Source organism: Mycobacterium persicum (genome assembly GCF_002086915.1).
Taxonomy (GTDB): Bacteria; Actinomycetota; Actinomycetes; order Mycobacteriales; family Mycobacteriaceae; genus Mycobacterium; species Mycobacterium persicum.
In genome coordinates this window covers 1,464,890-1,476,469 of sequence record NZ_MWQA01000001.1, presented here as the reverse complement: position 1 = coordinate 1,476,469, position 11,580 = coordinate 1,464,890, and the positions used below count along the sequence as shown (strand labels likewise).

8 protein-coding genes and 3 pseudogenes are annotated in these 11,580 nt (G+C 67.3%); 8 read left to right on the top strand and 3 right to left on the bottom strand.

From position 1 onward, the window contains the following. The first annotated feature begins 60 nt into the window (after nt 1-60). From B4U45_RS29800 to B4U45_RS06550, 7 genes and pseudogenes are all read left to right on the top strand, one after another. Nucleotides 61-1,620: a PE family protein gene (locus tag B4U45_RS29800; protein ID WP_116671285.1), complete on the top strand. Its 1,560-nt coding sequence runs from the start codon at nt 61-63 to the stop codon at nt 1,618-1,620. Nucleotides 1,621-1,944: 324 nt separating this feature from the next. Beyond that, nucleotides 1,945-2,241 (top strand): annotated as a pseudogene (locus tag B4U45_RS30670) (PE family protein); the annotation flags it as partial. Between the two features lie 105 nt (nt 2,242-2,346). After that, nucleotides 2,347-2,547 (top strand): annotated as a pseudogene (locus B4U45_RS30665) (PGRS repeat-containing protein); the annotation flags it as partial. A 1,229-nt stretch (nt 2,548-3,776) separates the two neighbouring features. Next, nucleotides 3,777-4,268 carry a beta-class carbonic anhydrase gene (locus tag B4U45_RS06565; protein WP_075549440.1) on the top strand — a complete coding sequence of 164 codons (492 nt, stop codon included), beginning with the start codon at nt 3,777-3,779 and terminating at the stop codon, nt 4,266-4,268. 159 nt (nt 4,269-4,427) lie between these two features. Continuing rightward, a pseudogene (cysD, locus tag B4U45_RS06560) lies at nt 4,428-5,431 on the top strand (sulfate adenylyltransferase subunit CysD). Beyond that, nucleotides 5,431-7,281 carry an adenylyl-sulfate kinase gene (gene cysC, locus B4U45_RS06555; RefSeq protein WP_075549442.1) on the top strand — a complete coding sequence of 617 codons (1,851 nt, stop codon included), beginning with the start codon at nt 5,431-5,433 and terminating at the stop codon, nt 7,279-7,281. Before cysD ends, cysC begins: the two are co-directional and overlap by 1 nt. Before the next feature lie 305 nt (nt 7,282-7,586). Further along, nucleotides 7,587-8,072, top strand: coding sequence for an Rrf2 family transcriptional regulator (locus B4U45_RS06550; RefSeq protein WP_075549443.1), 486 nt, complete (start codon nt 7,587-7,589; stop codon nt 8,070-8,072). 3 nt (nt 8,073-8,075) lie between these two features. Here B4U45_RS06550 and B4U45_RS06545 read toward each other — a convergent pair whose 3' ends face one another. Then, complete coding sequence (locus tag B4U45_RS06545; RefSeq protein WP_075549444.1) at nt 8,076-8,465, bottom strand: VOC family protein; 390 nt, start codon at nt 8,463-8,465, stop codon at nt 8,076-8,078. A 38-nt stretch (nt 8,466-8,503) separates the two neighbouring features. After that, the gene (locus B4U45_RS06540) at nt 8,504-8,917 is read right to left on the bottom strand and encodes a VOC family protein (protein WP_075549445.1); all 414 of its coding nucleotides are present in this window, start codon (nt 8,915-8,917) and stop codon (nt 8,504-8,506) included. A gap of 39 nt (nt 8,918-8,956) precedes the next feature. Here B4U45_RS06540 and B4U45_RS06535 point away from each other — a divergent pair, with 39 nt between their 5' ends. Then, complete coding sequence (locus tag B4U45_RS06535) at nt 8,957-9,835, top strand: LLM class flavin-dependent oxidoreductase (RefSeq protein ID WP_075549446.1); 879 nt, start codon at nt 8,957-8,959, stop codon at nt 9,833-9,835. Between the two features lies 1 nt (nt 9,836). Here the strand turns inward: B4U45_RS06535 and B4U45_RS06530 are convergent, their stop codons facing one another. Then, entirely contained in the window at nt 9,837-11,552 is a 1,716-nt protein-coding gene (locus tag B4U45_RS06530; RefSeq protein WP_219859354.1) for an NAD-binding protein, read from the bottom strand. Between the last annotated feature and the right edge of the window lie 28 nt (nt 11,553-11,580).

Below are 11,580 nucleotides of genomic sequence, written 5' to 3'. Positions count from 1 at the left end.
ACAGACTTTGTGCTGATTCGGGCCGGGTTGGGCACGTGCGAGGACGTAGTGGAGGCGCAAATGTCGTTCGTATTCGCGGTACCTGAGTTAGTCGACGCCGCGGCGACGGAGCTGGCGGGGATCGGCTCGGCGATCAGCAATGCCAACGCGGCCGCCGCTTTCCCGACGACGGCGATAGCTGCGGCGGGCGCCGATGAGGTGTCGGCGGCCATCGCGGCGTTGTTCGGCGCGCACGCGCAGGCATATCAGGCGGTCAGTGCACAGCTGGCGACGTTTCATGAGCAGTTCGTGCGCACCCTGCAGGTCAGTGTGGGCGCCTATGCGAGCACCGATGCGGCCGCTGCGGTGGCCGCGGCAGAGCAACAGCTGCTCGAGGTGGTCAACGGTCCCTCCAGGCTGTTGACCGGCCGTCCGCTGATCGGCGACGGCGCCGACGGCATAGCCCCGGGACAGGACGGTGGCGACGGCGGGTGGCTCATCGGGAACGGCGGCGACGGCGCCGACGGCACGGCGCCCGGTCAGGCCGGTGGGGAAGGCGGCGACGCCGGGTTTATCGGCAGCGGCGGAAAGGGCGGCAGGGGCGCCGATTTCCGGGCGATTGACGGATTGCAGGGCGGCTTCGGTGGCCGCGGAGGTGACGCTTGGGGCTTCGGCAATGGCGGGGCCGGCGGCGCGGGCGGAACGCTGGCAAGCGGGGGTCGCGGTGGGGACGCAGGTTGGTTTGCCGGCAACGGCGGGCCGGGTGGGCCCGGGGGCAACGCGCCGCTGCCGGAGGACCTGGGGGTAGGTTTCGGGATGCCTGGCGGCCGCGGCGGCAATGGCGGCGATGCCTATCTGTATGGATTCGGCGGCGCCGGGGGACCCGGCGGCGCGGGTAGCCAGGGCATCGCCGATTTCAACGGCACCGACGTATTTGCCGGTGGTCCCGGCGGGTCCGGCGGTAACGGCGGCATGGGCGGGTGGATCGGCGGTGGCGGTCCCGGTGGTGCCGGCGGAGCCGGCGGTATGGGTTCCACCAGCCAGGGTGGCGGCGGTCATGGTGGTGAGGGTGGCCCCGGCGGGCACGGCGGTTCCACTCGGTTCATCGGGTCCGGCGGTCCTGGTGGCGAAGGTGGCCCGGGCGGGCGCGGTGGCAGTTCGCTGACCCTGGGTGTGGCCGACGGCAACGGGGGTAACGGAGGTGGCGGCGGAGGTGGCGGCACCGGTGGGATCTTCCTGGGTCCCGGTCCTCACAACGATGTGCTGCAACAGCTGCTGCAGCACCGCGGCGGCCACGGCGGCTCCGGTGGTCCCGGTGGCAATGCCGGCTTCGACAGGGGTGTCGGCGCGATCGGGGGTATCGGCGGTGTCGGGGGCCCCGGCGGGGCGGGCGGGGACCTCAACGGCTTGCCCGGTCTGCCAGGTCCCGATGCGCTGAACCAGGCTCTGTTCGCGTTGAGTTCCGGGCAGCCGGCGCAGGCATTGAATTCGCTGATGCCCCAGGCGTCGACGCTGGAAGGCCAGTCGGGTGAGGCCGGTGTTGATCCCGGTCGAGGGCTGGTCGGCAACGGCGGCGGCGGCGGGGTGTACGCGACCGGCGGCGGCGGCGGCGGGGCCGGCGGCTCCGGCGCCTCGACCTAAAGCGGGTCACCAGCCCCGGCTAAACATGGGCAACATCAAGCCGAAGATCCGTCACCGGCGTCACGGCGTGTGACCAGTTTTTCATCGCGGCGCAGCTAGGCGCGACGGACCCGGGATCGACCTGGTCGGTGGGTTACCAGGCGGGGCCGGCGGTTCGGCAGCGGCGGTGGCGGCTCCTTGAGTTAGCCCGATCTCCTTGCTGCCGACGTTACGGCCAAGGCTCTTGCCGCCTGAGTCTCAGGCTCTCCACGATGGTTCGCTCCGCGAACCGCTGCTCCGCACGCTGCCCGAGAACACCCCGATCAGGCGTGACCAGCGGATTTCATGAGTTCCAAACGTTCGTCTCAGGGCGCCTCGACACACTTTGCGGAGATTGCTTACGAGGGCGCTTGGAGGACGCAGATGTCATTCGTGATTGCGGTACCTGAGGTTGTCGACGCCGCGGCAACGGAGTTGGCGCGCATTGGCTCGACGATCAGCCAGGCCAACGTGTTCGCTGCGTTCCCGACTACGACCATCGCGGCTGCGGGCACCGATGAGGTGTCTACGGCCCTTGCCGCACTGTTCGGGTCGCTCGGCCAGGAATATCAGGCGATCAGCAACCAGATGGCGGCCTTCCATGACCAGTTCGTGCGCAACCTGCAGGCCAGCGTGAACGCTTACGCGAGCACGGACGCGGCCAGTGCGATGGCCGCGGCCGAGCAACAGCTTTTGGATGCGGTGAACGCGCCGACGAAGGCACTGACCGGTCGCCCGTTGATCGGCGACGGCGCCGACGGGATCGCACCCGGCCAGAATGGTGGCCACGGCGGCTGGTTGCTCGGCAACGGAGGCGACGGCGCATCGGGCGCTCCCGGCCAGGCCGGCGGTCGCGGTGGTGACGCCGGGCTCATCGGCGGCGGCGGACGTGGCGGGGCCGGCGGCGCGTCCATTCGTACTCCGACGTCGCCCACGGTCTTGCCTGGGGGGGCCGGCGGTGACGGGGGTAGGGCCTGGGGGTTCGGTGACGGCGGCGCCGGCGGGTCGGGCGGACCCGGCCAGGCCGGCGGCCGTGGTGGCGACGCCGGGTTCATCGGCAGCGGTGGCCGCGGTGGAGATGGCGGCGGGTCCGTCGGCGGGCAGTTCCCATTAGTGCCCACGCGGGGCGGGGCCGGCGGCGACGGAGGTCATGCCTGGGGGTTCGGTAACGGTGGCGCGGGCGGGTCGGGCGGCATGCTCGCCGATGGCGGTCGCGGTGGTAACGCCGGGTTCGTTATGGGCAACGGTGGCGACGGAGGGTCGGGAGGAATCACCGCGTTCGGAGCCGCCCACAACGATCCGGGGCTCAGCGGCGGGCGCGGCGGGGACGGTGGCCCTGCCTTCCTCTTCGGCAACGGCGGCGACGGTGGAGGAGGCGGCGACGGAGCCCCCGGAGGCCGCGGCGCACTTTTTCAGACGGCAGTGAACCCCGGCGGCCGTGGCGGTGATGGCGGCCACGGCGGCTCCGGCGGGCTGGTCGGTGGCGGTGGGGCCGGTGGCAACGGTGGCGCCGGCGGTCGGGGTAGCGAAGACCTTATCTTTGGCGCTATCGACGGCGGTAATGGCGGTGCGGGTGGAAACGGCGGTGCCGGCGGTAGCACCCGGCTTATCGGCCCCGGTGGTTTCGGCGGCGACGGTGGTCCCGGCGGTCGCGGCGGAAGTGGCCGCGTTGGGGTCGATTTCTTTGGCCAACCCTTCATCGGGCGCAATGGTGACGGTGGCGCCGGCGGCAGCGGCGGCAACGCAGGATCCGGCGGGATTCCCTACGGCTTCGGCGGAAACCCCACCTTCCTTCAGTACGGCGGCGGTGACGGCGGTGACGGCGGTGACGGCGGCGACGCCGGCAGTACGCCCGGAGCGAAGCCCGGCGTCGGCGGTGTCGCCGGTAGCGCGGGTGTCGGCGGCTCACTCTTCGGCCGCGACGGTACGGACGGCTCGCCCGGCGCATCAAGCTAACGCGCTGGGTCCTGCCCGGGGTCGCACGTGGCGATCAGGACGCCGACCCGATTCGGTTCATCCGGAAGCATTCCGCTACGACTGATTTTCACTGGTGAAACTCCAGCCGCCCATTGTTAAACTCCTCCGCGGCATCGAGTCTGTCCAGCAACTCCGTGTGTTTCGATTCTTAAGGAGACGGCGTGACCGTTACCGACGAATATTTGGCGCACAACGCCCAGTACGCGAGCACTTTCAAGGGTCCGCTACCGCTGCCACCCAGCAAACACATTGCGATCGTTGCCTGCATGGATGCCCGGCTCGACGTCTACCGGGTGCTCGGCATCAACGAGGGGGACGCCCACGTCATCCGCAACGCCGGCGGCGTCGTCACCGACGACGTCATCCGCTCGCTGGCCATCAGCCAGCGGCTGCTCGGGACCCAGGAGATCCTCCTGATTCACCACACCGATTGCGGGATGCTCACTTTCGCTGATGACGATTTCAAGCGCGCCATTCAGGATGAGATCGGCGTCAAACCGCCGTGGGCGCCCGAGGCCTTCCCGGATGTGGCAGAAGACGTCCGGCAGTCGCTGCGCCGTATCGAAAACAGCCCGTTCGTCACCAAGCATGTCTCGCTGCGCGGCTTCGTCTTCGACGTCGCCACCGGCAAGCTCGCCGAGGTCATGCTGTAACACCCCGGTTCACCGGCCTCGGCGGCTGCCGTGGGATGGTCGCCGTCTGGGGGCGTTTCCTCGACACTCGGCGAGGCCCCGATACCTCGCTGATTGCCCAGGTGGCAGCCCGCGCACCAAGAGTTCCGTTGACAGCGCCAGGGAAGACTGGTTCCATAGGTGGCAATGACCGTAAACCTGGTCAATCCAACCAACTTTATCAGGTATGAGGCGCGACTAATGACAGGCAAGCCATGACCAGCGGCGTGAAGGCCGGCCCCGCGGCGGGGCAGTACGAGTTGAGCCATCTGCGCTTACTCGAAGCCGAGGCGATCCACATCATTCGCGAAGTGGCCGCTGAGTTCGAACGGCCGGTGCTGCTGTTCTCGGGCGGTAAGGACTCCATCGTCATGCTGCACCTGGCGCTCAAGGCGTTTCGGCCGGGACGGCCGCCGTTCCCGGTGATGCACGTCGACACCGGCCACAACTTCGACGAGGTGATCGCAACCCGCGACGAGCTGGTCGGCGAGTCCGGCGTGCGATTGGTGGTGGCGTCGGTGCAGGACGACATCGACGCCGGGCGGGTGGTCGAAACCCCGCCTTCGCGTAATCCGCTACAGACCGTGACGCTGCTGCGTGCCATCCGGGAGAACAAGTTCGACGCCGCGTTCGGGGGAGCCCGGCGCGACGAGGAGAAGGCGCGTGCCAAGGAGCGGGTGTTCAGTTTCCGCGACGAATTCGGCCAGTGGGACCCCAAAGCCCAGCGCCCCGAGTTGTGGAACCTCTACAACGGACGGCATCACAAGGGTGAGCACATCCGGGTCTTCCCGTTGTCGAACTGGACCGAATTCGACATCTGGTCCTACATCGGCGAGGAGAACATCACCTTGCCGTCGATCTACTTTGCCCACCGGCGCAAGGTATTTGAGCGCGACGGAATGCTGCTGGCAGCGCATCGCTACTTGCAGCCGCGTGCGGACGAGCCGGTATTCGAGGCCACGGTGCGGTTCCGCACCGTCGGTGACGTCACTTGCACCGGGTGTGTGGAGTCAGATGCCGCAACGGTTGCCGAAGTCATCGCCGAGACTGCGGTGTCCCGGCTGACCGAACGCGGGGCGACCAGGGCTGACGACCGGATCTCGGAGGCTGGGATGGAAGACCGCAAACGGCAGGGGTACTTCTGATGACTACATCCACCACGCTGTTGCGCATCGCGACCGCCGGATCCGTCGACGACGGCAAGTCGACGTTGATCGGGCGGCTGCTCTACGACTCCAAGGCGGTCATGGAAGACCAGTGGGCGTCAGTGGAACAGACGTCGCGGGAACGCGGCCACGACTACACCGACCTGGCTCTGGTCACCGACGGTCTGAGGGCAGAGCGTGAGCAGGGCATCACCATCGATGTCGCCTACCGCTACTTCGCCACGCCGAAGCGAAAATTCATCATTGCCGACACTCCCGGCCACATCCAGTACACGCGCAACATGGTGACCGGCGCGTCGACCGCCCAACTGGTGATCGTGCTGGTCGATGCGCGTCACGGCCTGCTGGAGCAGTCCCGCCGGCACGCCTTCCTAGCCTCGCTGCTGGGCATTCAGCACATTGTGCTCGCGGTCAACAAGATGGACCTGATCGGTTGGGACAAAGACAAATTCGAGGCGATTCGGGACGAGTTCCACGCCTTCGCCGCCCGCCTGGATGTGCAAGACGTGGCCACGATCCCCATCTCCGCGCTGAACGGCGACAATGTGGTGACCAAGTCCGACCAGACACCGTGGTACGAGGGACCGGCGCTGCTGACCCATCTCGAAGAGGTCTACATCGCCGGTGACCGAAATCTAGTCGACGTGCGATTCCCGGTTCAGTACGTCATCCGGCCGCATACGCTTCGGCATCAAGACCACCGCAGCTATGCCGGCACCGTGGCCAGTGGGGTAATGCGTCCCGGTGACGAGGTGGTCGTGTTGCCGATCGGTAAGACAACCCGGATCACCGCCATCGAAGGCCCCAACGGTCCAGTGCCGGAAGCGTTTCCGCCGATGGCGGTTTCGGTGAGCATTGCCGACGACATCGACATCTCCCGCGGCGACATGATCGCTCGCACCCATAACCAGCCCAGGATCGCCCAGAGTTTCGATGCGACGGTGTGCTGGATGGCGGATGCGGCGGTGCTGGAGCCGGGCCGGGAGTACATCATCAAGCACACCACCCGAACCACTCGTGCCCGCGTAACCGGGCTCGACTACCGGCTCGACGTCAACACCCTGCACCGCGACAAGACGGCAACCGCCTTGAAGCTCAACGAGCTTGGCCGGATCTCGCTGCGCACCCAGATGCCGCTACTGCTCGACGAATACACCCGCAACGCCGCCACCGGATCGTTCATCCTCATCGATGCAGACACCAACGGAACCGTCGCGGCGGGCATGGTACTGCGCGAGGTCGCGGCCCACACGCCCAGCCCCAACACCGTGCGGCACAAGTCGCTGGTGACAGTCGACGACCGGCCGCGGGGACGCACCGTCTGGTTCACCGGGTTGTCCGGCGCGGGCAAGTCGTCGGTGGCCACCAGGGCGGAGCAGAAGCTGCTCGAAAACGGTGTTCCCACTTACGTTCTCGACGGCGACAACCTGCGGCACGGGTTGAACTCGGACCTGGGATTCAGTATGGCCGATCGCGCCGAAAACCTGCGGCGGCTGGCGCATGTGGCCCTATTGCTCGCCGACTGCGGCCACGTCGTACTGGTTCCGGCGATCAGCCCATTGGCTGAGCACCGCGCGTTGGCCCGGAAAGTGCACGACGACGCCGGGTTTGACTTTGTCGAGGTGTTCTGCGACACGCCGCTCGAAGACTGTGAGCGGCGCGATCCCAAGGGCCTCTACGCCAAAGCGCGCGCGGGGGAGATCACGCACTTCACCGGGATCGACAGTCCGTATCAGCGGCCGAAGAACCCCGACCTGCGGCTCACCCCGGACGTCAGCGTTGACGAGCAGGCGCAGATGCTTATCGACCTGCTGGAGTCCCGCGGCTGAGCGCTGCTCCCACACCGCAACGCATCGCGTTGCGCATCGTCGCTTAGGCGGTGCTGGATTGCCACGCTCCTCCTCGCAACGCTTCGCGTTGCGCATCGTCGCTTAGGCGGTGCTGGATTGCCACGCTCCTCCTCGCAACGCTTCGCGTTGCGCATCGTCGCTTAGGCGGTGCTGGATTGCCACGCTCCTCCTCGCAACGCTTCGCGTTGCGCATCGTCGCTTAGGCGGTGCTGGATTGCCACGCTCCTCCTCGCAACGCTTCGCGTTGCGCATCGTCGCTTAGGCGGGTGGCACAATCCTGAAGCATGCGGATGTCGGCCAAGGCTGAGTACGCGGTGCGGGCGATGGTCCAACTCGCCACGGCTCCCACCGGCATCCTGGTCAAGACCGACGACTTGGCCCAGGCTCAGGGCATACCCCCGCAATTTCTCGTCGACATCCTGACCAACCTGCGAACCGACCGACTGGTGCGCAGCCACCGTGGTCGCGAGGGCGGTTATGAGTTGGCGCGTCCGGGCACCGAGATCAGCATTGCCGACGTGCTGCGGTGCATCGACGGACCGCTGGCGAGCGTGCGTGACATCGGGCTCGGCGACCTGCCCTACTCGGGACCGACCGCGGCGCTGACCGATGTGTGGCGGGCGCTGCGGGCCAGTATGCGGTCGGTGCTGGAAGAAACCACCCTGGCCGACGTCGCCGCCGGCACGCTACCCAAGCATGTCGCACAACTTGCCGACGACTACCGCGAGCAGGAGAGCAAACGGCACGGGTCTATCCACAGCGGCGACTAGCGGCTAGCCGCCCGAACCGTACGGCCGGGTGAGGATCTCCAGAAAGTGTCCGGCAGGGTCGCGGAAATACACCCCACGCCCACCGTCGCGGTGATTGACCTCGCCGGGCCTGGTGGCCCCGGGGTCGGCCCAGTGCGCCAATCCGCGGGATCGGATCCTGCCGTAGATGGCGTCGAATTCCTGCTCGGAGACCAGGAAGGCGTAGTGCTGACGACGGATTTCCTCGTCTGCCGGGACGTCGGCGTAATCGAGGGAGGCGCCGTGTTCGAGTGCGACAACCATGAAGTGACCGAACGCAACCGGCTTGGGCAATCCGAACAGGTCGGTGAGGAACTCCGCGGACTCGCGCTTGTCGTGCGACGCGACAATCGTGTGGTTGAAGCTGATGCCCATGTGCCGGCCTCCCTACTTTGCGGCGCCGCGTCGCGCCGCTACTTGGGCGCGGTGAGTTCCAATGCAATGTTGTCGGGGTCGCGGAACTCGAGAATGTATAGCGGCCCGATGTCTTTGATCGGCTCGTGCCGGATACCGAGATCGTCGAGATGTGTAGCAGCAACGTCTAATTCGGCTCTGCTGGCGACTCGGAACGCGATGTGGTCCAGGCCGGTGCGATCCTCGTCGAAGCGGTCGTCGGCTACCGGTCGCAGTCCTAACAGCGCGCCGCCGAGGTCGTAGATGACCCCGCCGAACAGAAAGCCCAACTGCCGGCGCGTTGCATCGTCGGCATTGTCGGGAACTTCGATCAGCACCGGCCAGCCGAACACGCTCTCGTAGAACCGTCGCGATCGCTCGATATCGGTGACCGTGAGCCTGACATGCGCAATCGACGTGCTGGCGAATCCCATCTAGCTCATGGTGCCAGAATCGCGTTCGTGCAGATAGCCATGACAATGCCCGTGATGGAGCCCGACCTCGACGCAGCAGTGCTCAAGAAGTGGGCGCGCGCAATAGACGACGGACCGTTCTCGTCGCTGTGCTGGGGCGAGCGGATCGCGTTCGACAACCCCGACAGCCTGACGCTGCTGGGTGCGCTGGCCGCCTGGACCGAGCGGGTCCGGTTGGTGACGACAGTGATCGTGCCCCAATTGCACCACCCGGTGATGCTGGCGAAAGGCCTGGCTACCGGCGACGTGCTGAGCGGTGGGCGGTTGACGGTGGGAATCGGGATAGGCGGCCGGGAGGAGGACTACCACGCCGTCGGCGCCGACTCCTCGACGCAGACGATGCGCGGTATGGCCGAACGCGTGGCCGTCATGCAGCGGGTCTGGGCCGGGGAGAAGATCACCGAGTCGCAGCGGCCGATCGGCCCTACGCCGGTGCAGGCCGGCGGTCCGCCGCTGCTTGTGGGGACGATTGGGCCAAAGACCCTCCGCAGCGCCGCCGCGTGGGCCAACGGGCTCGCGGGAACAACCCTCGACCTCGATATCGGCAGGCAGAACCAGCTCTACGACGTTGCTCGCACCGCCTGGGCCGAACTAGGCAAGCCCACACCACACCTGGGGACGTCATTCTGGTTCGCCTTCGGATCGCCGGATCAAGCACGCGCGCAGGTGCATCGTCACCTGCGGCGCTACATGAACTGGATCCCGGCCGAATACGTCGATGCCATGGCGCCGATGACCGGCTGGGCCGGTAGCGAAGAACAACTGCTGGCGGTGCTGCGAAAGTTCGGCGAGATCGGCACCGACGAAGTTCAGCTGATCCCGACCAGTGCCGACCTGGAACAGCTTCGTCGCGCGGCCGACGTGGTCGCCGCGCTGTAGATCAGCCGGTCGCCGCTTCGGGCAGGCCGCCGACCGCCCGTTGCTGGACCGGTTGGCCTTTACGCAGCGTCGCCAGCAGCTCGCGGTAGGGGCCGACGAGGTAGACGGTGTCGCCGGCCCGCAGCCGCGCTTCGCGGCGGGGATGCAGCGTGACCGGCTCGTCGGCCCGGGTAATCGCGATGACCCGGGTATCGGTCGACAACTCGTACATCGGCAGCCCGTCGAGTTCGCTGCCGGCGCCCACCTGCATTCCGCCCACCATGAAGGAGCTTTGGCCCACCGAAAAGGTGCCCAGCACCTGCAGGCCCATCGCGGCGCCGATGAACCACGGCGCCGCCAATTCCACGGTCGAGCGCACACTTTCGAAGCCGAACCGCTGGGCCACCGCGCTGCCCAGCGTGCGGTCGTATACCCGCAGCACCAGCGGAACGTCGCGTCCCTTGGCCTTGAGGCCGCCCAGCATTTCCCGCAGCACGATCCCGGCTTCGACGTTGACCATGTCGTCCTGGGTGAGCACCGCAACCGCGCGGGCGTGGGCGACACAGGCCGATTCCAGTGTCTGCGGCAACGTCGCGTCACCGAAGATGACCGGCACGTCCAGCTCGGCCGCTGATGGCAAATATCGGCTGTTCTCGTCGAGCTCGATGACCGCGACGTCGTAGCCGGCGGCGGTCAAGTCCCTGACCACCCGGATGCCGAACGAGCCGAGCCCGACGACGATCATGTGGTTACGCAGGTGGCGTACCCGCATCCGCCCGGCCGAACGTGTGAAGCGGCGCGACAACAGCAGGTCGGCAAGGAAAGCGACCAGAATCGCGGTAAGGGTCACGCCGGCGAACATCAGCGAGATGCTGAACACCCGCAGCCAGGTCGGCTGGTGGGCGAAGCTGAAGTCGCCGTAGCCCACGGTCGCGATCGTCTCGGTGCTGAAGTACAGCGCATCCAGCCACGTCATCCCCGGTGGGCGCAGGTAGGCAAAGCGCAACAAAATCGTCGATCCGACGAGCAGGACCGCCATCGCGGCTAAAGCCCGATAGAACATCGGGTTCACGTCGTTTCGAAACGCGCGCACCGCGTCAGACAGCTGGCGCAGCCACAGCAGGCGGAAACCCGTCGCTGTGGGGCGGGGGACCTTGATGCCGCGGACGGCCAACTCGTCCGCGGTGCCGATCATCGCGGTCTGGTCGCCGGCTTGGACGCGCAGATCGCGGCCCGGACAGGCCACCAGCTCGCCGGGGCTGGATGAGTTCTTGCCGCGCACCACGGCCACCGGCGCAAGGTCGCCGTAGATTTCCCGTAGCGTCGCCTCCCGCGGTGCCTCGGCGCGCCAGACGACGAACTTCATGCCGGCCACCTCGAACGGGTGAGCGGTGCGCGCCAGACAGGCCTCGACGACCGAAGGCGCCGCCAGGTCAGCGACGTCGAGGATCGCGCCGGGCTCGTTGGCGGCAGTCATCGCTTCGCGCAGGACGTCGTTGGCCAGCCTCGCGACCACCCGCACGTGCGGGTCGGCTTTCCTTGCCAGCAGCGCGATTTCGAGATTTCGCGCGTCGTCGTCGCCGGCGCAGATGACGGCGATCGCCTGCGAAAGCTCGGCATCTTTGAGCTCGTCGGCGGCAAGCTTGACAATGTGGACGCCGGCGCTGTTCAGCTCCTCGACAATCGTGTTCGCCAGCGCGTCGTCACCGCTGACGATGATGTGCCGGCGCGTTCTCACCGATACCGCCGTGGCGCCGGGTCGTCTG